Here is a 23,427-nt window from a genome sequence, read left to right as displayed (position 1 = left end):
ACAGCCTGGCACTCGCGTACAGGGATCCGAAGTCAGCGTCGAGACCGTCCTGGTCCGGGCGAGGCGCACCACCTCGCCGTCACCGGGACGTTTCCCGGATCACGGCAAGGAGCGCCCGGTCAGTCGGGAGACCGTCGGCGTCGAAGGCGCGGTGGCGACCGAGGTGTTCGATTCGTCCGCCGGTGCAGGTCGTCTGCAGGTACTCCGTGAGCCAGACGTCAGGCGTCGGCACCATCCGCGGTAGTCCGAACGACTCGGGCATCTCGTTCTCGCCGCTGTCGAAGAACATCACCTTGCCGGTCCGGGCCCAGAGCCCTCGAAGCAGGTCGGTGGCGGCTTCAAGACCCAGCCCCCGCACCAGGTGATGCCAAACGGACAACAGGAGGGTGCAGTCGGTCGCCGGAAGAAGGGCGAGTGTGTCGGGGCGAAGCTCGAGGTCCATCACCGCGACGTTGTCCAGCTGGTTCCGTCGTACGGCTGTCATCGCTGTCCGAACGCTTTTCGGATCCGACTCCAGTGCCACGGAGGGTATCCCGCGCTTGGCTAGCTTGATCGGGAAATAGCCGACGTTTGCGCCTACGTCCATTGCGCTCTCCACCTCGAGCCGCTCGACGACCGGCTCCATCGCCGCCCATCGCGACCCGGTACCGACCGATCGCTTGGCCTTCCGCACGGGTATGCCTGGGACCGGCTGGTAGATGCCATCGGGCAGTGCGTCGAGCTTGAGGCGGACCAGATCGATCGCGTCGTCGAGCTTGCGACGCATGCTGCGCAACAGTCGAACCGAGGGGAATCGCTGATGGAGGCGCACCATCCGCGTGGAACTCTGAGTTCGGTCCAATTGGTGCACGGGTACCTCTATCGACTGGCGATATTATTCCGGTCGCTAGTATTCCTGACTTAAAGTGATAATACCTTTCACCTTGGCGTTCCGCAATTTGGCGTAGAGGGAGAGACCGGGGGGTTGCGTTCGCCCCGGCGCCGACCGCGGCGGCGGCTTGTCGCCGCCGCTCGTGAGGATCCACCAGTTCACTTGCCCCCTCCGTCGGGAGCCACGCGGCCGGAGCGTGACCAAGGTGCGGCCTGCTGAGTGATGGAGAACGCGTCGAGCCAGGTGGCAGCGCTTGGTCGGCGGGAGTGACGGAGCACTGATTACCTGGATCCCGACCTGCTCGGAATTCTATTTGCGCCACTGATTCCTATGACGATGCCAGTCGACCTTACGAACTCGACAATTACGGCGGGATCGTCGTGCCGCCGGAACACCGACATGGTTGGCCCTCCCGTCTGATCGCCCAAGATGCCGGCCCTCCGAGTGGGGCATCGGAGTTCCTTTCGCTGCAAAGGCCCCCGGAATGGACGTCCGGCACCCGATCCCACCGAGATGCCCGGCCCGGATGCCCCGCCTAGCATCGGTGGTGGGCACGTGGGTCCTCGGTCCGCGAGCGTCGTCCTCGCGGGACCCTTGCGCCGGGCGGGAGAGGCCCGTGAACGCACCTGCTGAGCTCGTGATCGACACTCCGGCCGGTCTCGCGCACATCACCACACCGGCTCCACGCGCCGTCTGGTGGGAGTTGGCGGGCAAGGATCCGGACACCAACCCCAGTCAGACTCCACTCTGGCTGGAGTGCCTGTGCGCCACAGGGCCGTACCGGGACGCGAGCCGCCTCTACGAGTTCGAGCGAGGCCGACGCCTCGTGCTCCCCATGGTCGCCAGAAGACACCGCCCGCGGATCCTGGGCGTGGAGGAGTCCTGGCCTGCCCAATGGGGCATAGGAGGGCCGGTGTGCGCGGAAAGCGTGAGTCCGGCGGAGGCACGTGCGGTCCTCGCGGACCTCGCGCGGCTGCGCGCGCTCCGGGTCGGTGTGCGGCTGCGGCCGACGGACCAGGCCGCATGGGCGAACGCCGCGACCGGCTTCGATCTCGAGCCCCACATGACGCAGATGGTGAATCTCGACGGTGGCTTCGGCACCGTCTGGGAGGAGCGTTTCGGACGTCGTAGGCGGCGGGACATCCGACGGGCCGAGCGCTCGGAGATGGACGTCGAGGTGGATCGCGGCGGCCGGCTGGTTCCTGCCTTCTACCACCTGTACCAGAAGTCGATCGTGCGCTGGGCCGAACAGCAGCACGAACCGCTGGCATTGGCCCGCTGGCGCAGAACGCGGGAGTTCCCTCTGAGCCGGCTGGAAGAGGTGGCTGCCCGGTTCGGTGACCGGTGTGCGATCTGGATGGCCTGGCGCGCCGGTGAGCCCGCCGGGGCGTGCATCGTCCTGCGCCACGGTGGTCACGCCAAGATGTGGCGCGGCGCTATGGACCGCGAACTGGCGCATCCGGTGCGCGCCATCCCCCTGCTCTACGGGCTGGCGATCGAGGACGCATGCGAGGCCGCCTGCCGGACGTTCGACATGGGAGAGTCCGTCCCGCAGTCCTCGCTCGCCGAGTTCAAGGCGGGGTTCGGCGCGGAGTGCTTCCACTCTCCGCGGCTCCTCCGGGAACGGCTTCCCGTCTCGGCCGCCGATCGCCGGCTGCGGACGGCCGTCAAACGCCTGATTCGCTTTCAGGACCCCTAAGGTCTCCTCCCTCCCGTGGTCACCCCACGTCGACGGGTTCCGCATCGTCGCTGTGATGAAGGGGTTTCAGGCCGTAGGCGTCCAACATCATGCCCAGCAGTCCGAAGTGACTGTTCGGTTGGGCATGGTCGCCCTGCCGGACATGTTCACCCACCAGGATGGTGGGGACATGGTTGGGTCCTTTCGCATCGTCCTCGTCCCAGGTGACGACCAGCAGACTGTTGTGGGTCATCGCCCATTCGGCGTAGCCGCCGAGATTGTTCCGCAGCCAGGTGTCCGCCTGCCGCACACCGCCGTCGTGCATGTCGTGTTCGAGGTCCGGGACGACGAACGCGACCGTCGGCAGATCCGTGAAGTCGCGAGGGAACGCGGTCCACGGGCGGTTGGCGGACGCGGGAAGGTTGTCGAAGTTCACCCACGGGTTGTGCCTGCGCACGTAGGCGCCGTCGGCGCAGCCGGTGAACCCGACGCGCGGCATGCTCTGCGCATAGCCCACGAAGGTGTGGCCGGCTTGGAGGAGTTGAGAGCCGAGATTCCGCGACGTGAGTCTGTGCGGGCAGGAATCGTCGTCGACCCCCAGGAAGGAGCCCGAGAAGAGCGCCAGGTAATTGGGCTGACTGGGGTGGGTGAGTGCGTAGAACTGGGTGAGGGAGGCCCCCTGCCGGGTCAGTTGGTTGAGGTACGGGGCCTCCGCGCTTCCGATGACGGCGCCGTACGGCTGATCCTCCTCGATCACCACGACGATGTGGTCCGGCCGGGGAAGCCCGGTTCGACCCGGTGAGTCGTCACAGCCCGCAGTGGTCAGGAGCGACGCCATCACGGCCGCCCATGCGAGGAGTTTTCTCGCCGAACGGCGTCCCGGCCCCAGTCCTACGCCTCTCACCTGTGGCTTCACCGCTCTCTGTCCGGGGGCCGTTTCGACGCGCGCCGCGCGCGACCGCCGCGAACCGCCACTTGCAGCAATCGGAAATACCGTCACAATCGGTATTGATACCTCTTCCTGGTCGACATCCAGCGCTGATCTGGACCGACAAGCGGGGGTGCCGACGGACGTGTCGCCTACGGCCGTCGTAACGGGGCGGGAGACCGACAGGCCGGAACCGGAAGGTGCCACATGCGTCGAGTCAACGCCTCCGTCGGCCGTGGGAGGACGGCCGGTCCCCTCGAGGAGTCGGCGTTCAGCGTCCTGAGAGGCGTCGTGGGAGTACCGGTTCCCCGGGAGACTTCTTCATGGGCAAGCTCCAGACGCTGACAGGCGGGCGCGTGGCGTCCTTCACCAACGCCGCGGTCCGGCGGCCCGGTGCCGCCGGGGAGCGGCGCCCCTCCGACCGGACCACGGCGCTCCAGTGGGCGACGCGCCTGATCCTTCCCGCTGCTCTCGCCCTCTGGCTGCTGTCCCTGCGCCACGTGGATCTCGCCGGGATGCGCGACTACGGTCTGCTGCAGGTGCTGCCGGTCCTCTTCTGGGTCGCCGTCGGCCTGCTCACCCTCGGCTTCTGCCTGGCGCTGACCGGCCGACGAACCGGCGGTGGATGGTTCGCGGGCTACGTCCTGGGGCTGATCGCGGTCATCCACGCGACCCCCACACTGCTCTATCCGACACTTCGCTACAGCTGGGCATGGAAACACGTCGCGGTCGTCGACGCGGTGATCCGCAACCGCGGTGAGGTACCCAACGCGGACAAGCTCGCCCTTTACAACCAATGGCCCGGATTCTTCGACCTCAACGCGTTCTTCGTGCAGGCCGCTGGTCTGGACTCGGCGCTCGGCTACGCGATCTGGACCCCGCCCGTCTTCAACGCCGTGCTGCTTGCTCCCTTGCTGCTGCTCTACCGGACCGTGACCCGCGACCGCCGGCTGATCTGGGGGGCGGCCTGGGTCTACTACTCGTGTTCCTGGGTGGGGCAGGACTACTTCGCCCCCCAGGCCTTCGCGTTCCTGCTCTTCGTGACGGTGATCGCCCTGATCATGGGGCAGTTGCCCACCTCCGCGCTGTACGGTGCGGACGGCATCCACAAGGACCGATGGCCTGTGGGCCGATTCGTGCTGGTCATGGTGATCGCAGCCGTCATCGTGTCCTCGCACCCGCTGACACCACTCATGCTCATCAGCGCACTGGTGGTGCTGTCGCTTCCGCGGCGCAACCGACGGGCCGTACTGCCCGCCCTGGCCGGTACGGTCCTGCTCACCGTGGCCTGGGACGCCACCGTCGCCCGCCCCTACATCTCGGCGAACCTGAACGACTTCCTGGGCGCGCTGCTGAAGCCCGACACCAATGTCGTCTCGGGGCTGGCCGCCCTCGGCACCGCGGCCCCGGGCCACGTCGTGGTGGCGTGGGTCGACCGGAGTCTGTCCGCCACGGTCTTCCTGCTGGCGGGCATCGCTTTCCTGACCCGCCCCTGGGTCCGCCGCACCGGCCTGCCCCTTCTCGTCGTCGCTCCGCTTCCGGTCCTGGCGGCGAATGCCTACGGCGGAGAGATGATCTTTCGCGCCTATCTCTTCGCACTGCCTGCGGCCTCGTTCCTGATCGCGGCCCTCCTCCGCAAGCCGGGCCTTCGGCCGCGCCTTCATGTGCCGGCCGTCTATCCCGTGCTGCTCGTCCTCCTCGCGGGACTCATGTTCGGTTACTACGGCAAGGAATCGGCGAACTACTTCACGAAGGACGAGGTGGCTGCCGGACGTTTCGTCGCGGCCACCTCGCCGCCCGGATCCACGATCGTCTCCCTCACGTCGGCCGTGCCCGGCCTGTACCTGCACTACGACCAGAACGCCCAGGTGCAGTTGGACGAGCAGGACATCGGCGACCGACGGCGCCTGGTGAAGGATCCGGTGAAGGGCTTGGCGGGCTTCGTCCAGCGGGCCACCCCGCAACAGCCCGCGTACATCATCCTGAGCCGGGCCCAGGCGGCCGACATCTACCAAAGAGGAGCTCTGCCCGCCAATACATTGCTGCGCCTGGAATCGGCCCTGTCGAAGAACCGGGACTACATCCCCGTCTTCCGCGGCAAGGACGTGGTGGTCTACCGGTATCAGGGCGCGAAGGGCGGAACGGGACGATGACCTCTCTGCGGCTGGGACTCGCGCTGTCCGGCTGGGCGGCTCTGGCGGTGGTCACCTTCCTGCCGGACGCCCTGATCCTGCGCGTCGTGGTGACGACGGCGTTCTTGATCGCCTGTCCCGGGCTGGCCGCCTCCCGTCGGGCCCGGGCGGGCACCGTGGGCGCCACGGACCGCACGGCGGTTCTGGAGGGGGGTGTCCTTGCCGTGACGGTCAGCTTGTCGATGGCGGTGCTCGTCGCGGTGCCCCTGTTCCTGAGCGACGCGTTCACCGTCACCCGGGCGCTGCTCGCGCTCGCCACCGCCACAACCGTCCTGGCCCTGATGACGTGGCCGGGCGGACATCGGCGCCGGGCACCGCGAGTCACTCCGGGCGCGGACCCAGGGACGGCTGACCCCGGCCGGCCGGAGCTGCCGGCCTCGGACTGAGGCGCCGCTGCGACCTCGCCGAGGTGCCGCAGGCGTTCACGTGAGGCGTCGCCACGGTCCCGTAGGCCCGAAACACCCGCTCAGCCCCCGCCTGCCCGGCGGGGGCGGTTTTCGAGCCCTCTTCCTGTTCGCTTGACTCCACTCGCAAATCGGGCGAATGTGTATATATACGTTGTAAATATATGTTGTAGGTGTCACTCGGAGACGCATGATCATGTACAACGAACCGATCACCAGTAGCGACCGGGAAGCCGGGGCACAGGCCGCCGTCAGCCTGGTCATCCCTGCCCTCAACGAGGCGCGCAACATCGCGTGGGTATTCGAGCAGATCCCGGCCTGCGTGGACGAGGTCATCCTGGTCGACGGCGACTCCACCGACGCCACGATCCCCATGGCGCAGTACTGCCTGCCGACCGTGCACAGTGTGCGACAGAGCGGCCGTGGCAAGGGCAATGCGCTGCGTACCGGCTTCCTCGAGGCCAAGGGCGACTACGTGGTGATGATGGACGCCGACGGCAGCATGTCCCCCGCGGAGATCCCCCACTTCGTGCACTTCCTCGACCACGGCTACGACTTCGTCAAGGGCTCGAGATTCGTCGCGGGCGGTGGCTCGCTCGACCTCACCCCCATCCGCAAGATGGGCAACCACGCGCTCCTGATCGCCACCAACCGGCTGTACCACGCCCGCCTGACCGATCTGTGCTACGGCTTCTGCGCCTTCCGCCGCAGTTTCCTCGACCAGCTCGACCTGCATGCCGCGGGCTTCGAAATCGAGGCCGAGATGATCGTGCACGCCCTGCGCTCCGGCCTGCGCATCGCCGAGGTCCCCAGTCTGGAACTGCCCCGGCGCAGCGGCTGCTCGAACCTCCACGCCATATCCGACGGACGCCGGGTACTCCGCACCCTGTTCGCGGAACGGCCGGGCGCCCGGCCCTCCGCCGCTCGCGCCGAGAGGAGCTCGGCGTGAGGTCCGCCCCGGTCCGCTCCCCTCTCCTCCGGCCCCCGGTGCCAGTGGTGGACATCGATCTGGCCCGTCCCGGCGAGTTCCGGCTGCCCGGTGACCGGGGCCAGGTCCGGCCACAAGGACAGGCCCGGGCACTCGTACGAATGCACGGTCGTCCCCTGGGCATGGTCAGCGCCGCGGACACCTCCGGACCCGACGGCCTGTGGCGGGCGCTGGCCGGCGCAGCGCACGTGGAACTGGCAGGGCAGCTCGCGCGGCACCGCGCCGAGGACCGGACCGGACCGGACGACGGTGCCACGGAAGAACAGTGGCGGGCGGACCGACCCCAGGCACTCGACCGGACACCCGTCATCAGCGTGATCGTGGCCACCCGTGACCGGCCGGAGAAACTGCGACGCTGCCTGCAAACGCTGCTGCGCTCGCAGTACCCCGAGTTCGAGATCATCGTGGTCGACAACGCCCCAGCCGACGGTGCGACCGAAGCCCTGGTCCGCAGGGACTTCACCGGACGGGTCCGCTACGTCCACGACCCCGTCGCCGGGCTGGCGCGTGCCCACAACCTGGGGCTCGCCAAGGCGCGCGGATCCGTCGTCGCCTTCACGGACGACGACACGCTCGTCGACCCCGGATGGCTGTCGGCGCTGGCCGAGACCTTCGCACGGGACACGCGGATCGGCTGTGTCACCGGACTGATCGTGCCCGCCGAACTGGAGACCCCGGCCCAGAACGCCCTCGAACTGCAGGGTGGTTTCGCGAAAGGGTACGTGGCGCGCAGCTGGTCACTGATCGATCCGCCGGCGGACCCGCTGTTCCCCTTCACCGCCGGACGCTTCGGCTCGGGCGCCAACATGGCATTCCGTACCGACGTGCTCCGCGCCCTGGGCGGCTTCGACCCCGCGACCGGCGCCGGGACCCCAGGCCGGGGTGGTGACGATCTGCTCGCCTTCTTCGAGATCCTGACGGCCGGTCACACCCTCACCTACCAGCCGAGTGCCATCGTCTGGCACTGCCATCGCCGCACACGGGACGCCATAGCCGCTCAGGCGTTCGGCTACGGTGCCGGCCTCGGTGCCTATCTCACCGGCGCGCTGCTGAGGAACCCGCGTCTGCTGCCCGCACTGCTGCGGCGGCTGCCCCGCGGCATCCGCTACGCCATGACCAGATCGCGCGACCGCGGCGCCCATCCCGAGGCCGAGTGGTCCCGGCGCTTGGCGCTCCTGGAAGCACGGGGGATGGTCTACGGCCCCTGCGGGTACCTCCGCGGACGGCTCACGGGCGCTGACGCGGGAAGCTGATGGTGAGCGCCTTGGGAACCAGCCCGATCGCCGACTCGGCCGCGAGACGCGCCGGAATGCGACGACGCCCCCTGGGCATGCTGCGCGCCGGTATCGGCGCCGCGCTCCCGCGGGAGCGCGTACTGCGCACGGGACACGTCCTCGCGTTCAGTTCCCTCATCAACGCCGCCTTCGGCTTCTTCTTCTGGATCTTCGCGACGCACCTGTACGACGAGCGGACCGTGGGCCTGAGCTCCTCGGCACTCGCCGCGTCCCTCCTGCTCACAGGCATCGGGCAGCTCAACCTCAACGACTTCCTGGTGCGGTTCGTACCGACCGCCGGCCGCCGTACCCGCCGACTCGTCCTCACCTGCTACGCGACCAGCATGTCCTTCAGCGTGGTGGTGGCCGTGGCGTTCCTCGCGCTGGTACCGGTGGTCGCGCCGAGGCTCAGTTTCCTCCTGTCCCCGGTCACCGCGATCTGCTTCGTGGTGGCCACGGCGGGCTACGCCGTGTTCGTCCTGCAGGACGGCGCGCTCACCGCGGTCCGTCTGCCGGGCTGGGTCGTGGGCGAGAACCTGATCTTCGCCCTCGCGAAGATCCTGCTACTCGCTCTGGGCGCCGCCCTGGGCCTCTTCTCGGGGATCCTGCTGTCGTGGGCCGGAGCTCTCGTGATCTCGCTGATCGTGGCCAACTCCGTTCTGATACGCAGGGGGATTCCCCGCCACGAGCGGGAAAGGCAAACCGTGCCACCACCGCCCCGCATGCTCGGCTACGCCGCGGCCGACTGGTTCGGCGCCCTGTTCCGGGTAGCCGCGTACACCCTGGTCCCGCTGATCGTGCTGAACAAGCTCGGCGCCGAACAGAGCGCCTACTTCGCGGTGGCCTGGAGCCTCGCCTATGTGCCCTATCTGCTCGCCCGCAACATGGGGACGTCGCTGCTCGCGGAGTCAGTGCGCGGGCCCGAACGACTCGTGGAGCAGTCCCTGCGCGTCCTGCGCCACTCGGGTCTGCTGCTCGGCGGAGTCACGGTCGTCCTGGTCGCCGCGGCTCCACAGATCCTGTCGCTCTTCGGTGCCGCGTACGCGGCCGAGGGAACCACGCTGCTGCGGATGCTGGCCCTGTCCGCCCTGCCGAACCTGCTGCTGAGCGTGGCCATTGACGTGGCCCGGGCGCGGCGGCGCCTGCGCTGGGCGGTGGCGCTGCAGGCGGCGATGTGCGTCCTGGTGCTCGGGCTCACCCCGCTGCTGCTCACGGAGTTCGGTGTCGTGGGCGCAGGCATCGCCTGGCTCGTCACCCAGTGCGTGATCGCCGTCTTCCTGCTCGTTTCCTGGTCCCGCTGGCTCGTCCCCGTCGCTGAAGGGTCATCATGAACAGCGCACTTCCAACCGGTCGCACCGTCCCCACCCTGTCGGTCGTCATCTGCGCCTACACCCTCGACCGGTGGGACGACCTGCGGGCCGCGATCGGGTCGGTACTGGTCCAGGACCCGCCGGCCGACGAGGTCGTGCTGGTGGTGGACCACAACCAGGACCTCCTGGAGCGGGCCGCGCGGGAGCTGTCCGGCGTCCGAGTGGTGCGCAACCAGAGGCGGCGCGGTCTGTCCGGGGGCCGCAACACCGGAGTGGCGGTCTCAGGTGCCGACGTGGTTGCTTTCCTCGACGACGACGCCACTGCGGAACCGGGCTGGACGGGCCGCCTGCTGGCCCCCTACGGCGATCCCCGCGTCATGGGCGTCGGCGGGTTCGTCCGGCCGCGGTGGGCCTCCCGGCGACCGGTGTGGTTCCCGCCTGAATTCGACTGGGTGGTGGGCTGCTCCTACCGGGGACAGCCCCGACAGGCCGCCCGCGTCCGCAACTTCATCGGCGCCAACATGTCCTTCCGCCGGAGGGAACTCATCGCGGTGGGCGGCTTCCTCGACGCACTCGGACGCGTGGGCAGCCGTCCGGTGGCGAGCTGCGACGAGACCGACCTGTGTCTGCGGATCGCCGCCCGCAGCCCGCAGGCCGTCCTGATGTACGAACCTGCCGCCGAGGTACGGCACCGGGTCCCCGAGTCCCGCGCCAGCTGGGCCTACTTCCGCAACCGCTGCTACATCGAAGGGCTGTCCAAGGCGCTCGTAGCACGGCGCTGCGGCAGCGGACCGGCGCTGGCCAGCGAGCGCGCGTACGTGCGGTCGACCATCCCCAGGGCCCTCGCCCGCAACCTGACCGGGATCCGGCGCCCCGGCGCGCTGCGCACGATCGGGGCACTGTCCGGGGGTGTGTGCGCTACCGTCGCCGGTTACCTCGTCGGATCGGTCCGGCCGCTGGGTTCCCAGGACCTCTCCCGGAGGCAGGAAGCAGCGAAGTCACCTGCGACGGCCGGCTCATGAGCGGGGTACCCGTCTTCCTCTATCACGCGGTGTCGAACGACTCGCCGCGCTGGCTGGCGCAGTTCACGGTGAGTCCCCGCACGTTCGTGGAGCACCTGGACATGATCGCCGACAGCGGACTGCGCGTGATCCCCTTGCGGCAGCTGGTCGCGGCACTGCTCGGCGGCCCTCCGGTGCCACCTCGGTCGGCGGTCCTCACCTTCGACGACGGATACGCGGACTTCGCCTCCACCGTGGCTCCGCTGCTCGCCGCACGGGGACTCGGCTCGACCCTGTACGTGACCACAGGCGCCCTCAGCACCGCTGGACGGCCGTCGGGCGGCGGGCCGTTCCCGTCCGCGGCGACGCTCAGCTGGGCCCAGGTCAGGGAACTGGACACGGCGGGGGTCGAGATCGGTGGACACACCCTTACCCATCCGCAACTGGACACGTTGCCCCCGACATCGGTGCGGGAGGAGGTGGCCGGCTGCAAGCAGCGGATCGAGGACGAGCTCGGGCACCGTGTCGACTCCTTCGCCTACCCACACGGCTATTCCAGCCCGCGCGTTCGCGCGCTGGTACGGGAGGCCGGCTGGATCTCGGCCGCCGCCATCCGCTCGACGTCGGCCTTTAGTTCGGAGAGGGACGATCCGCTGCAGTTCGCCCGGCTCATGGTCCGGGCGGACACGGGTCGGGACCGTTTCGCGCTCTGGACCAGAGGTGGGGGAGCCCCCGTGGCCCCCTTCCCCGAGGGACTGCGGACCAAGGGCTGGCGGGCCTACCGCCGGGCGAGAGCGGCGACCGGTCGGCCGTATCGGGCGATACCCGCGTGACCATCGACCGGGCGCCGCAGTCGCACGGACCGCTGACGGCGTGTCAACGCTGCCAAATTCGAACGAAGTCCACGAGCATGCGCGCCGAGACGCTGTCCGCGGACGGCGCGTAGGGCAGGCCGACGGCCAGGTTGAGGATGACCTCCATGGGCACGTGGGGAATACGTTCCGGGTCGGTCACGCGGAACCGTTCGACCCCATCCACGTACCAGACGAGTCTGTCCTTCTCCCAGAGCACCGCGAAGACGTGGAAGCCCTCGGCGAACCCGGCCGCGGTGAAGGTCCCCCTCTGCTTCCTCTTGGCGCCCTCGGCGTTCCGCCAGTGCACGAACATCGCCAGCTGATTCGGTGAGCCGAGGAACTCCATGATGTCGATCTCGGGTGGGGTGTAGCGGCTCGCGGGCATCATCCAGAACTCCGGTGCCATCCCGGCCTGCGCCGGGATGTGGATCGCCGCCTCGAAGTAGCCGTAGGTGAAGGTCTCTCGTGGCTGGGCGTACCAGTTGTCCCGGCCGGTGGAGATCATGCCGGACGCCCAGGGGTAGACCTTTCCGTCGCTGCCTGGCGTGGCCCTGCGCTGGGCGGTGAGGGTCAGCTTCCCCCCGCTCACGGCGACCTGACCGGGCTGGTACCACTCCAGTTCGTTGTTGCTGCTGATGGTGCAGCCGCGCTCGTTCCAGTCGTAGCACGTGGTCCAGCGGTCCGTGGCGAGACGGGAGCCGTCGAACTCGTCGTGGAAGGCCATGCGCCAGTCGCCGGGTACCGGAGGCCGCGGCACCTCCGCTCCGGGCGTCGAAGTGCAGCCGCCGCATGCCACCGACAACAACATGAGCACTCCGAGCACCACACCCCGTGACGTCATGGACGGGTGCGCATCCCGGCCGCGACGGCGCCGGCCACTCGGCGCGCGGCGAAACCACTGCTCGCGACGAACCGCAACACGGGGCCGAAGGCGCAAGCGGCAGCCAGTTTCGTCTCGCGCGGCGCCGAGGCGGGTCACGGCCGCGTACCGGCCCAGCGGGCGCATTCGTCGACCACGGGTGCGACCGTGTGCGTGAGCCAGCCGTAGCTGCGGCCGAACCTCGGAGACTTGCGGACGTTGTTCGCCACATGCCACAGCCAGCTCAGCAGGGGAATGGCCACCGGGTCGGCGACACCGTGGTCCGGGTTCAGTCCGGCGAGGGCGAGCAGGGCACGGTCGGCGTCCGGTACCCGGCCGGCGCGCAGCGTATCGGCGACCAGGCCACCCAGCGGGCGGCCGGTCAGGGTACTGCGCAAGGCCATGACGAAGGAGTAGGCGTCTATCTCGCACGGCCCGTCGGCGCGGCCGCTGCTCCAGTCGAAGACACCGGTGACCTGGAGGGGGTCGCCGTCGAGCAGCACGTTGCCGGGGTGGTAGTCGCCATGGGTCCAGCCCTCGGTCAGCACAGCTCCGGCCAGGGCCGCGTCCAGCCGGTGGCGCAGGGTCTCGAATCCGGCCGCTCGCCGACCGGACCGGTAGAGAGGCATTCCGGCGGAGAGGGCGGTCAGCTGCGACTCGCACCAGGCCGGGATACGGTCGGCCGCTTTGCGGCCACGGCCGGTGGCGGCCCGCAGCTCGGCCAGCAGCCGCATGGCGGGAGCTGCGACGGCGAACGGGTCCTCAGGGGCGTCCAGGATCAGTCGTTCAGCCGGAATGCCCGGGAGCCGGCTCTGGGCAACGGTTCCCGAGGGTTCGGAAGAGCCGACGAGCCGGGGCAGGAGAGGATGCCAGGGAGCGAGTCGGTTGTCGGCCTCGAGTTCTTGCAGGACTTCCCGCTCTCGCGCCATGACGTGGGCCCCGGCCTCATTCCTGGGGTGCTTGACCACTAGTCTTCCTGCGCCGTGTCGCAGCTCGAAGACCAGCAGGCCCGCCTCGGGCAGCGAGGGTCGCCGGACCACGGTGATGTCTTTGCGACCGGCGCCGCGCATGAGCCAGTGAGCCCGGAGGCGGTCGTCGAGGCCTGCCAGTGCGCGCGGGAAGTAGAGGGGCAGCAAACCGGAGAGCGAGGACATCTTGGCGGGAGTCTTCATACCAGACCTTGCCAGGCCTTCCGCTGCACGACCCGCGCATGCGGGGAATCCATGAACGGGGTCGGTATGCAGCCGTCGAAGCTATGGAATAGCTTGAGAACTTCTACCCATATCGTACCTTTCCGGACGAGATTCTCGGAATGGACCGTAGCGGTGGGCTTGCTGGAGTGGTGCCCGTGCTCCTTGCCGAATCGGCAACCATCCGCTGCATCGCGGCAGGCTGGGCGAGGTGCGCACGGTCTGGCGGGCCGGATCCTGGCGCCGTTCAGTCTGCTCCGCACCCGGCCACCAGTGGCGCCGTGGACGTGACCAAGGCGTGCGAGCAGGCCGATGCCGTAGCCCTGCAGCGCACCGATTGGCCCCAGTGCCAGTACATGACCACTCGCCTCGTACATCGCCCGTCCCATGGCATCGGCGCTTCGGGGGCCGATGCCATGGGACGGGCGTGAGTCGCCGTCGCCCGGGGCGTCGACGGGATCAGCGCTGCCAGGCCCTCACGTAGTCGACCATCATGTCCGCGGGGACCAGGTTGGTTCCGCTGTGACTGGGGTTGATGGCGTTGTTGAGGATCAGGTACATCGGGGCGGAGGTGACCCCGGAGGTGATCTGACCGACCTGCTTGCCGTCGTAGTAGTACGTAACGGAACCCTGCTTCCATTCGGCGCCGAAAGTGTGCCAGCCGCCGGAGTAATTGCCGGAAGCACAACCTCCCGGACCGCCTGCCGTGGAATGGAAGTGATAACAGGCCGAGCCGCCCAGGCCCTCCAGGACGTCCAGCTCGCCATCCGTCGGCCAGTTCTGTCCGTCCAGCCAGAAGGACGGCCAGTTGGCCATCTGCGTTCCGGAGGAGGGCGTATAGATGCGGGCCTCGAAAGCGCCGTAAGTGAACTGTGCCTTTCCGTTGCTGGTCACCAGGCCGGAAACGTTGGGATACGTCTTGCCGCTGACGGTGGTCGGCTTTGCGATGAGCTTGAGATGGAGGGAGCCGTCGCCGACAGTGACCTGGGACGGAGAATAGGCGGACCCTTCAGCGGAGTTGGGCGGCTTGGTGTCGCACTCGGAACAACCGAACCAGTTCGAGTTCCACTTGGAACCGTCAAGCTGGGTGCCATTGAACTCGTCACTGAATACAGGGCGCCATGCGCCGGCGATACCCACGGGCGCAGCGGCGTTCGAGGGCGGCGCAGAGGATGGTGCGCTGGGGGTGGGTGTAGCTGTTGGAACGGGAGGCGGCGATTGCGTAGGGGTGGACGCAGGAGTCGAAGCCGTCGGCGTCGGTGTTGGCGTCGTTGTGGAGCCGGTGCCGGAGGTGAAGGACTTCACCGGGGAGAGGCTGTGCCAGTTGCCGTGAGACTTGTACGCGACGAAATATGTGTAGGCGCCCGCCGGGAATGTACGCGAGCCCGAGGTGTACGTGGTGGGCGTGGTCCTCAGAGTGGTCGCGGTGGCCCCGGGGAAGTCGTATTGACCGCCATCGGCGGATCGCACGGCGACAGTCAGCGCCTGTAGTTTGACTGTTCTGATGCCATGGACCGTGGCGGTGGCTTTGGTCTGTCCGTTCGCGGCCGCCGATACGGACAGGGAATCGACCACGATGTTGGTGGTGGCGGCATCCGCCGGGTCTGTTTGTGTAAGGAGCCCTCCGACCACTGCGGCAGTGGCGAGCGAAAGTGCTGCCAGCTTCGTTCGCATAGCGCGCGAACGACGGTGCTTCGGCGTATCAAGTGTGCAATTCATTGGCATGTACGCGTGACCTTTCGCCCCCATGTGGCAGTCGAGCCATGATCGAGAGGTGAGTGGTGGAGGACTGAATGGTCATGGACTCTGCGTGAGGCGAACCCAATCCGCAAGTGCTCGACCGACGCCGAAGCATGCCTGTAATCCTTCGACATTCCTGTCGGGCAGCCGAGTTGGCCAACTCGAGGCGGATTCAGTGATGTCCGACACGTCAGAAATAATTCGGGCATAAGGGTCGAATTATGCGCGTCTGGTGTTCAGTGACCGACGGGGCCACGTCGCGGACAGGCCCGCTGCGGCTGCCGCCGTTTCCTGTCTCTGACCCAGGATGCGAGGAGCGGCTGCCACTTGAACTCGCCCTCGCCGCCTTGCCGTCGACCAGGGGCCGCTGGACGGGCAATGGCGGAGCGGGGTGTCGTAACCCCCGCGACGTGCGGGTCACCTGTCGAGGAACCGGTGTCTGGTGCCCGCCGGCGAGGTGAAGAGCCGGCCATCACGGACCTGCCATTCGCTCGTTCCGGCAATTTCGTGGCTGACGAGGAACAGGCCTTGGACGAGGTCTCCGTCATCGTCGGAAGCGGGGATCCGAGCGATCTCCTTGATCTGGTCGGCGAACCAGTCCACGGCGGACTCACGGATGTCAGCCCCGTAGAAGATGTAGTGGGCCCAGTTGACGTGTCGGCGCGGGGAGCCCCACCCATCGGAGTAGTGGTCGTCCTCATGAGAGGAGATGACCTTGCGGACGGCGGCGAGTTGCGTCGCGTCGCACTCCAGCCCCCCTCTGATCGACTCGTACACGCCCATGAGCTGTCCTCTCTTGCTCTCCAGCAGCACTCCGACAGCCTTCGGCTGACGTCGGCTGCGTAGGCAACCCGGTCGGCGGCCCGCCGCAATTTCACGGCGTCGGACTGCATCTGGTCCAGGTACCTGTCCCCGGGGATGGTGCCGTCCGCCGGCCAGGCACCCCGCGTCCGGGTCCGGGGGAGCCGTCAGCCGAGCCGAGCCGGGTGGCCGCTCAGGCCTCGTCCTCGGGAGTCGCGAGCGCAGCGAGGTGCGCCGTGCGTACCTCGGTCGTCTGGCCCTGCACCAGCAGGAACAGCCCCTCCCGGGCCAGCCGTTGCGCCGGGCCGGCGAGGTCCATCGACCGTCCGCCGCCGGCCACGACCGCCGCCGTCGTGGCCGCCCGCATCAGGTCGTAGGCCCGCGTCTTGCAGGCCAGCCGCTCCGCGACGCGCTCCTGCGGGTGGGGATGGTCGGCCAGCGCGTACGCCTGTTCACGCACCCGGCCCAGCCGGGCACGCAGGTCACGCGCGGTCTCCCCGGCGACGGGATCGCCGTCCAGCAGCGCGAGCGCCGCCTCCGCGACCCCGAAGACGGCCGGGGAGGCGTTGGTGTTCCTCGGCCGGTCGGCGGCCGCCCACGTCTCGAACGGCACGCGCAGCGCCACGGCCTCCTCAGGGAGCCACAGGCCGTCCAGCGCGAGGGAGACCGTGCGGGAGGCGGTGAGCGCCGCCAGCCGCATCGGCGGCGACGGACGCAGCCCCGGCTGCTCGCGTGCCTCCGTGAACGCGAACAGCGCCTCACCCGACTCGGTCACACCAGCCAGCAGCATCACATCGTTCAGGCCCCAGCCCGTGTACCAGGGGACCGTCCCGTCGAAGCGCCGCCCGCCGCGCTCCCGCGTCACCCGGACCGGCACGCGCGGAAACGCCCGCAGCTGCGCGTACGCCACCCCCGACAGCAGCTCCCCACGCGCCAGAGGACCCAGCAGCCGCTCCCGCACCGGCAGGTCGCTCCTGGCGAGGGTCTGCACCGGCGTGTGGTGCTGGGTCTGGACGAACCACGTCGAGCAGCACGCGCCCGCGAGGATCTCGGCGACCTCCCGGGCCACCGCGGCGGGCGCGGCCGACCCGCCGTACTCCACCGGTGCGCTCACCCCGAGCAGCCCCGCCCGCCTGATCGCGTCGAGGTGGCCGGCCGGCACTCCCTCCTGGTCCACCCGCTGCGCAGCGGGCGCCAGCAGCTCGGCCGCCAGCCGCCGCGCACGGGTGACGAGAGGGTGCGGTGCGGTGGTCATCGGAGAAAATCCTCCCGGTGTCGTCGTGTCCGGTGTCGATCCCGCGGTCTCCCGTTCGTGTAGGCAGTGACAAGCGGGTCGACACCGAGGAGGACACGTCATGAAGCACTACCTGTTGAGCGTGATGCAGCCGGTGGGAGAGCCGCCTGAGCCGGAGGTGCTGGAAGAGATCATGCACAGGGTGGAGGGGTTCCACGCCGAGCTGCGCGCCGCCGACGCCTGGGTCTTCGCCGGAGGACTGCACGGCCCGGAGACGGCCACCGTGCTGCGGGCAGGTGAGGGCGGCGACGTCCTGGTCACCGACGGCCCCTACACGGAGAGCAAGGAGTACCTGGGCGGGATCTGCCTCATCAAGGCCCCCGATCTCGACGCGGCCCTCGACTGGGGCCGCAGGGCGGCGCGGGCGACCACGCTCCCGATCGAGGTGCGCCCGTTCATGGGCGAAGCCGACGGCTGATGGAGACCACCGGCGCGGAGATCGAGGCCGTGTTCCGCGCGGAGTACGGCCGCGCCGTCGCCGTGCTCGTCCGCTTCCTCGGCGACATCGACCACGCCGAGGAAGCGGTCCAGGACGCGTTCACGACGGCCGTGCGGACCTGGCCGGAGACCGGTGTGCCGCCGAGTCCGGCCGGCTGGATCATCACCACCGCCCGCAACCGCGCCGTCGACCGGCTGCGGCGCGAGTCCTCGCGGCAGAGCCGGCACGCGGAGGCGGCCCGCCTGTACGCGCCGGACGCACCGGCCGAGGAGGGCCCCGTGCGCGACGACCGGCTCCGTCTGATCTTCACCTGCTGCCACCCGGCCCTCTCCCGACAGGCGCAGGTCGCCCTGACCCTGAGGCTGCTCGGCGGTCTCACCACCGCGCAGATCGCCCGCGCCTTCCTCGTGCCCGAGCCGACGATGGCCCAGCGGCTCGTCCGGGCGAAGGCCAAGATCCGCGACGCCCGCATCCCGTACCGGGTCCCGCGCGACGCCGACCTGCCCGACCGCGTGGCAGGGGTGCTGGCCGTCGTCTACCTCGTCTTCAACGAGGGGTACGGCGGCCGGCCCGACCTGTGCCGGGAGGCGATCCGTCTGGGGCGCCTGCTGACCGAGCTGATGCCGGACGAGCCCGAGGCCCTGGGGCTGCTCGCGCTGATGCTGCTGGTGGAGTCCCGGCGTCCCGCGCGTGAGACCCCCGACGGGGAGCTGGTTCTCCTCGCCGACCAGGACCGCTCCCGCTGGGACCGCGAGCTGATCGCCGAGGGGCAGGAACTCGTACGCCGGTGCCTGCGCCGCGACCGGCCCGGCCCCTACCAGATCCAGGCCGCCGTCAACGCCGTCCACAGCGACGCCCCGGACGCCGCCGCCACGGACTGGTGGCAGATCCGCCGGCTGTACGACCAGCTCATGGCCCTCGCCCCGAGCCCGGTCGTCGCCCTCAACCGCGCCGTCGCGGTGGCCGAGACGTCCGGTCCGCAGGCCGCCCTCGCCCTGACCGGACAACTGGACCTGGACGGGTACCACGCCTACCACGCCGTACGGGCGGATCTGCTGAGCCGCCTGGACCGGCGGGCGGAGGCGGCCCAGGCCTACGAGGCCGCCCTCGCGCTGACCGCCAACCCGGGGGAGCGTGCCGTCCTGGAACGCCGCCGGAGGGAGCTGGACGAGCGCCGCACGGACCCAACCCCGCCCGCCCCGCCCGCCGAGCCTCCCTGACGCCGACCGGGGCGGAGATGGAGCCCGTTCACGCACCCCGCGGTCCGTGAATGCCGTACGACTCACCGACGCACAGAGCGGGGACGAGCCGACGGCCGCGCGGAAACACGGAGGCCGGAGTGCCCGGAATTTATTTGGGCACATGAAAGGTTGGTATATACATCGAGACGTCCGACCAGCTCACGAGCACCACGCGCGGCTTCACGGCCGCGCCCGACCAGCGAGGCACCGTGAACCACTCCACCCCCGAGCAGCCCGCCGACGTCGTCGCCCGGCTGCGCGCCACCTTCCGCTCCGGCCGCACCCAGCCCCTCGAATGGCGCACGAGCCGGCTGAAGCAGCTGCGCGAGCTGCTCACCGCCCACGGTGAGGACCTCGCCGCCGCGCTCCACGAGGACCTCGGCAAGAGCTCCACCGAGGCGCATCGCACGGAGATCGACTTCACCATCCGCGAGATCGACCACACCCTCGAGCACCTGGACACCTGGCTGCGCCCCGAGTCCGCGCCCGTCCCCGCACACCTCGGCACCGACGCCACGGCGTGGACGCGGTACGACCCGCTCGGCGTCGTCCTGGTCATCGCCCCCTGGAACTATCCGGTGCAGCTCCTGCTCACGCCGCTGCTCGGCGCGCTGGCCGCGGGCAACACGGTGGTCGCCAAGCCCAGCGAGCTGGCTCCCGCCACGTCCGCCGCACTGGCCCAACTGCTGCCGCGCTACCTGGACACCGACGCGGTCGCCGTCGTCGAGGGCGGCGTCCCGGAGACCACGGCCCTGCTGGCCGAGCGCTTCGACCACATCTTCTACACCGGCAACGGCACCGTGGGCCGCGTCGTCATGCGGGCCGCCGCGGAGCACCTCACGCCGGTCACCCTCGAACTGGGCGGCAAGTCACCGGCGTTCGTGGACCGCGACGCGGATCCGGCCGTCGTCGCCGACCGTCTCGTGCGCGGCAAGTTCCTGAACGCCGGGCAGACCTGCGTCGCACCCGACTACGTGTTGACCGACCCCGCGACCGCGCGCGCCCTGGAGCCGGAGCTGGCCCGCGCCGTCGAGGCCCTCTTCGGAGCCGACCCGAGTACCTCCCCGGAGTACGGACGGATCGTCAACGAACGGCACTTCGACCGGCTCGGCGCCCTGCTCGACTCCGGGCGGACCGTGATCGGCGGCACGTCCGACCGGGCCGCCAAGTACATCGCGCCGACCGTGCTGGCCGACGTCGATCCCGCGTCGCCCGTGATGCGGGAGGAGATCTTCGGCCCGGTCCTGCCGATCGTCACCGTGGCGGACCTCGACGAGGCCATCGGCTTCATCAACGACCGCGACAAGCCGCTGGCGCTGTACGCCTTCACCAAGTCGGACGACACGCGCCACCGCCTTGCCGCCGAGACGTCCTCCGGCGGCCTCGGGTTCGGTCTCCCGCTGGCTCATCTGACCGTCTCCGACCTGCCGTTCGGCGGAGTCGGCGAGAGCGGCATGGGTAGCTACCACGGGCGCTACTCGATCGACACGTTCAGCCACCGCAAGGCGGTGCTGGAGAAGCCGCTGCGCTGAGCCGCGCGACGACACGGCCCGGGTCCGTCGAGGACGGCCCGGGCCGTCGGCGTGTGCGTGCCAGGCAGTGGCCGTGAGCCCGCCGGTGTCCGTGAGTTGTCCGGTGTGCGTGGGGCCGGCGGAGGCGGTGAGTCGCTCAACCTCCGCCCGTCGGGGGGCGGTTCGGTGCCAACGTTGTCAGATCCGACTGGTCTACACCCTTGACTGGTACAGACCAAAGCGGTTGAGTGTGGCCTCACAACCCCCCACCGCGGCCGCCCCCGACGCCGTGGCCGGCGCGGTCCGGCGCGTTCGTGCGGGCCTGCTCCGCTCCGCCCTGTGCCGGGCGCGGCCGTGTTCGCGAAGGAGTCGATTTCCTGTGTCGAGACGCCGAATCTCCGCCGTCATGGCCGCCCTCATCATCGGCACGGCCGCGCCGGTCCTCATGCCGGCCGCGGACGCGTCCGCCGCGTCCTGTTCTAGCTACCCCTCCTGGGTCGCCGGGAAGTCCTACGTCACCGGCAACATCGTGCGGTACACCGACGGCAAGGCTTACATCGCCGAACACGACAACCCGGGCTACGACCCGACCATCAGCACCTGGTACTGGGAGCCGTACGCCTGTGACGGCGGGTCCACCACGCCCTCCGACGGCTTCGTCGTGAGCGAGGCGCAGTTCAACCAGATGTTCCCGAACCGGAACTCGTTCTACACGTACAACGGGCTGAAGGCCGCCCTCAGTTCCTACCCCGGCTTCGCGAACACCGGCAGCGACACGGTCAAGAAGCAGGAGGCCGCCGCCTTCCTCGCCAACGTCAACCACGAGACCGGCGGTCTGGTCCACGTGGTGGAACAGAACACCGCCAACTACCCCCACTACTGCGACTGGAGCCAGCCCTACGGGTGCCCGGCCGGCCAGTCCGCGTACTACGGCCGCGGCCCCATCCAGCTCAGCTGGAACTTCAACTACAAGGCCGCGGGCGACGCGTTGGGCATCGACCTGCTGCGCAACCCCAACCTGGTGCAGACCGACGCGTCCGTGGCCTGGAAGACCGGCCTCTGGTACTGGAACACCCAGAGCGGACCGGGCACGATGACGCCGCACAACGCGATGGTCAACAGCGCGGGATTCGGCCAGACCATCCGCAGCATCAACGGCTCGCTGGAATGCGACGGCAGGAACCCGGCGCAGGTCCAGAGCCGGGTGGACGCCTACCAGCGGTTCGTGCAGATCCTCGGCACGTCGGCCGGCGGCAACCTCTACTGCTGAGTAATCCCGCCGGTTCTGCACTGTCAGGTGCATGGCAGGTGCGGCATCCTGTGTTCGCCTTCGCTCCTCCCCGTCGTCCGGCACGGAAGGACACCGTCACAGTGATGCCGCATCCCCGCCCCCTGCGCCCCCTGCTCGCCGTCACCGCCGCAGGCGCGGCGCTCGCCTCCGTCCTCCTCGGCCCCGGTCCCGCGAGCGCCGCCGACGTGCCCGCCGCCGGCGCCTACTACGTCCAGAGCGCGACCACCGGTCTCAACGCCGCCGACAGCGGGGGAGCGGTCGTGCAGCACAACCCCAGAGGCGACGAGGACCACCAGCGGTGGACGCTGCGGGCCGGTGGATCCTCGTACGTCCTGGAGAGCGCCGACAGCGCGGGCAGCTGTCTCGGCCGCTCGGGGGACCAGGCCAGAACGGCGCCCTGCGACAGCGGCGACGCCGCGTGGGAGGTCATCCCGGCCGGGTCCGACCGGTACACCCTCAAGGTCCCCGGGGCGGACCGGTACCTGACCGTGGGCGCCGCGCCGGCCGGCTCCACCTACCCGGCCCAGCTGGTGGTCGGCGCCGCCGGGGACCTCGCGGCCTTCTACCTCACCCCCGTGGACCCGGTCACCTCCCCGATGCCTCCCGAGGACCGGCGCACCCTGGACCAGGTCACGTTCCTCACCGCCCACAACGCCTACGCCAACGGAGTGGACGGCGGCTTCGCCCCGCCCTTCGTCAACATGTTCCCGAACCAGAGCCGCGGCATCGACCGGCAACTCGCCGACGGGGTACGGGGTTTCATGCTCGACATCCACCAGACCCCGGACGGCGCGATCCTCTGCCACAACAGCTGCACCCTCGTCAGCAGGCCGGTCGCTCTGTGGGTCGACCTCCAGCGCATGGTGAACTTCCTGAAGCAGCACCCCGACCAGTTCGTCACCGTGTTCCTGGAGGACTACGTCGACCCCGGCGTCCTGCGCGCCGAACTCGCCCGCGTGAACGGCCTGTCCGACGTCCTCTACCGCCCCGACCGGACCGGCGTGCGCCAGAACGGCTGGCCCAGGATGGCCGACCTGCTGGCCGCGGACGACCGGCTGCTCATCTTCACCGACCACAGCCGCGCCGCCGACGAGTCGGCGGGCCTCACCCGGGACAGCTTCGGCGTCATGTACCAGCGGGAGTGGACGGTGGAGAACTACTGGTCCATGGGATCAGGGCTCGGTTCCTCCGACTGGTCCTGCTACAGCCGCTGGTACGACATCCCGCTGACCCGCACGGAGGGCGCCTTCCGTCGGCTCTTCGTCATGAACCACTTCCGCGACGCCACGATCGCGTCCACGGCCTCCACGGACAACACCAAACTCGCCGACCGCGCCCAGCGCTTCTGCCGCCCCGCCGCCCGAAAGAAGCCCAACTTCCTGGCCGTGGACCGCTACGACCTCGGCAACCCGACGGCAGCGGTGAACACGTTGAACACGTACACGTATCCGTAGAGGTTTCGGGGTGCGGCAGTTCGGCGACGGGGCCCGGCGATCGCGGGCCGCGTGTGAAGCCTCGGCGGCATACTGTCCCGAGCCATGACCGGCGGACGGGACCTGTC

General features: G+C 69.5%; 20 protein-coding genes. 13 read left to right on the top strand and 7 right to left on the bottom strand.

Translation table 11 applies throughout. The features are described 5' to 3' along the window. Positions 1 to 79 precede the first annotated feature (79 nt). Positions 80 to 766, bottom strand: a complete 687-nt coding sequence (locus ACFYQQ_RS13590; protein WP_355791251.1) for a hypothetical protein — start codon at positions 764 to 766, stop codon at positions 80 to 82. Positions 767 to 1,487: 721 nt separating this feature from the next. Here ACFYQQ_RS13590 and ACFYQQ_RS13585 point away from each other — a divergent pair. Beyond that, positions 1,488 to 2,570 carry a GNAT family N-acetyltransferase gene (locus ACFYQQ_RS13585; RefSeq protein WP_388904564.1) on the top strand — a complete coding sequence of 361 codons (1,083 nt, stop codon included), beginning with the start codon at positions 1,488 to 1,490 and terminating at the stop codon, positions 2,568 to 2,570. A 19-nt stretch (positions 2,571 to 2,589) separates the two neighbouring features. Here ACFYQQ_RS13585 and ACFYQQ_RS13580 read toward each other — a convergent pair whose 3' ends face one another. After that, complete coding sequence (locus ACFYQQ_RS13580) at positions 2,590 to 3,309, bottom strand: alkaline phosphatase family protein (protein WP_355794057.1); 720 nt, start codon at positions 3,307 to 3,309, stop codon at positions 2,590 to 2,592. Positions 3,310 to 3,800: 491 nt separating this feature from the next. On the opposite strand from ACFYQQ_RS13580, the gene ACFYQQ_RS13575 reads away from it, so the two are divergent. From ACFYQQ_RS13575 to ACFYQQ_RS13545, 7 genes are all read left to right on the top strand, one after another. Next, complete coding sequence (locus tag ACFYQQ_RS13575; protein ID WP_356164257.1) at positions 3,801 to 5,630, top strand: glycosyltransferase; 1,830 nt, start codon at positions 3,801 to 3,803, stop codon at positions 5,628 to 5,630. Beyond that, positions 5,627 to 6,055, top strand: coding sequence for a hypothetical protein (locus ACFYQQ_RS13570; protein WP_355794803.1), 429 nt, complete (start codon positions 5,627 to 5,629; stop codon positions 6,053 to 6,055). Before ACFYQQ_RS13575 ends, ACFYQQ_RS13570 begins: the two co-directional genes overlap by 4 nt. Before the next feature lie 208 nt (positions 6,056 to 6,263). Further along, entirely contained in the window at positions 6,264 to 7,022 is a 759-nt protein-coding gene (locus ACFYQQ_RS13565; protein WP_388904561.1) for a glycosyltransferase family 2 protein, read from the top strand. Between the two features lie 47 nt (positions 7,023 to 7,069). Beyond that, entirely contained in the window at positions 7,070 to 8,314 is a 1,245-nt protein-coding gene (locus ACFYQQ_RS13560; RefSeq protein ID WP_355786495.1) for a glycosyltransferase, read from the top strand. A gap of 56 nt (positions 8,315 to 8,370) precedes the next feature. After that, positions 8,371 to 9,666: a hypothetical protein gene (locus ACFYQQ_RS13555; protein WP_356164249.1), complete on the top strand. Its 1,296-nt coding sequence runs from the start codon at positions 8,371 to 8,373 to the stop codon at positions 9,664 to 9,666. Beyond that, the gene (locus ACFYQQ_RS13550) at positions 9,663 to 10,667 is read left to right on the top strand and encodes a glycosyltransferase family 2 protein (protein WP_356242820.1); all 1,005 of its coding nucleotides are present in this window, start codon (positions 9,663 to 9,665) and stop codon (positions 10,665 to 10,667) included. Before ACFYQQ_RS13555 ends, ACFYQQ_RS13550 begins: the two co-directional genes overlap by 4 nt. Next, positions 10,664 to 11,479, top strand: coding sequence for a polysaccharide deacetylase family protein (locus tag ACFYQQ_RS13545; protein ID WP_356164245.1), 816 nt, complete (start codon positions 10,664 to 10,666; stop codon positions 11,477 to 11,479). The genes ACFYQQ_RS13550 and ACFYQQ_RS13545 overlap by 4 nt, the downstream gene beginning before the upstream one ends. A 43-nt stretch (positions 11,480 to 11,522) precedes the next feature. Here ACFYQQ_RS13545 and ACFYQQ_RS13540 read toward each other — a convergent pair whose 3' ends face one another. The 5 genes from ACFYQQ_RS13540 to ACFYQQ_RS13520 form a co-directional block, all read right to left on the bottom strand. Further along, positions 11,523 to 12,257, bottom strand: a complete 735-nt coding sequence (locus tag ACFYQQ_RS13540; RefSeq protein WP_355793169.1) for a glycoside hydrolase family 16 protein — start codon at positions 12,255 to 12,257, stop codon at positions 11,523 to 11,525. Positions 12,258 to 12,475: 218 nt separating this feature from the next. Next, complete coding sequence (locus ACFYQQ_RS13535) at positions 12,476 to 13,531, bottom strand: aminoglycoside phosphotransferase family protein (protein ID WP_355793171.1); 1,056 nt, start codon at positions 13,529 to 13,531, stop codon at positions 12,476 to 12,478. Positions 13,532 to 14,008: 477 nt separating this feature from the next. Further along, a complete protein-coding gene (locus tag ACFYQQ_RS13530) occupies positions 14,009 to 15,223 on the bottom strand; it encodes a glycoside hydrolase family 16 protein (RefSeq protein WP_356164242.1) in 1,215 nt (404 codons plus the stop codon). Positions 15,224 to 15,706: 483 nt separating this feature from the next. Next, entirely contained in the window at positions 15,707 to 16,102 is a 396-nt protein-coding gene (locus tag ACFYQQ_RS13525; RefSeq protein WP_355785143.1) for a hypothetical protein, read from the bottom strand. A gap of 181 nt (positions 16,103 to 16,283) precedes the next feature. Beyond that, on the bottom strand, positions 16,284 to 17,345 hold the full coding sequence (locus ACFYQQ_RS13520; RefSeq protein ID WP_355785141.1) for an acyl-CoA dehydrogenase family protein: 1,062 nt from the start codon (positions 17,343 to 17,345) through the stop codon (positions 16,284 to 16,286). Between the two features lie 100 nt (positions 17,346 to 17,445). Here ACFYQQ_RS13520 and ACFYQQ_RS13515 point away from each other — a divergent pair, with 100 nt between their 5' ends. From ACFYQQ_RS13515 to ACFYQQ_RS13495, 5 genes are all read left to right on the top strand, one after another. Next, entirely contained in the window at positions 17,446 to 17,802 is a 357-nt protein-coding gene (locus ACFYQQ_RS13515) for a YciI family protein (protein WP_355785138.1), read from the top strand. After that, positions 17,802 to 19,043: a sigma-70 family RNA polymerase sigma factor gene (locus ACFYQQ_RS13510; protein WP_355785135.1), complete on the top strand. Its 1,242-nt coding sequence runs from the start codon at positions 17,802 to 17,804 to the stop codon at positions 19,041 to 19,043. Before ACFYQQ_RS13515 ends, ACFYQQ_RS13510 begins: the two co-directional genes overlap by 1 nt. A 230-nt stretch (positions 19,044 to 19,273) precedes the next feature. Then, positions 19,274 to 20,596, top strand: coding sequence for an aldehyde dehydrogenase family protein (locus tag ACFYQQ_RS13505; protein ID WP_355785132.1), 1,323 nt, complete (start codon positions 19,274 to 19,276; stop codon positions 20,594 to 20,596). 358 nt (positions 20,597 to 20,954) lie between these two features. After that, complete coding sequence (locus tag ACFYQQ_RS13500; protein WP_355785129.1) at positions 20,955 to 21,845, top strand: glycoside hydrolase family 19 protein; 891 nt, start codon at positions 20,955 to 20,957, stop codon at positions 21,843 to 21,845. A 104-nt stretch (positions 21,846 to 21,949) separates the two neighbouring features. Continuing rightward, entirely contained in the window at positions 21,950 to 23,320 is a 1,371-nt protein-coding gene (locus tag ACFYQQ_RS13495; RefSeq protein ID WP_388904555.1) for a phospholipase, read from the top strand. Positions 23,321 to 23,427 lie beyond the last annotated feature (107 nt).

Source organism: Streptomyces sp. NPDC005496, assembly GCF_042872045.1.
Lineage (GTDB): Bacteria > Actinomycetota > Actinomycetes > Streptomycetales > Streptomycetaceae > Streptomyces.
This window is presented reverse-complemented; position numbering and strand designations above follow the sequence as displayed.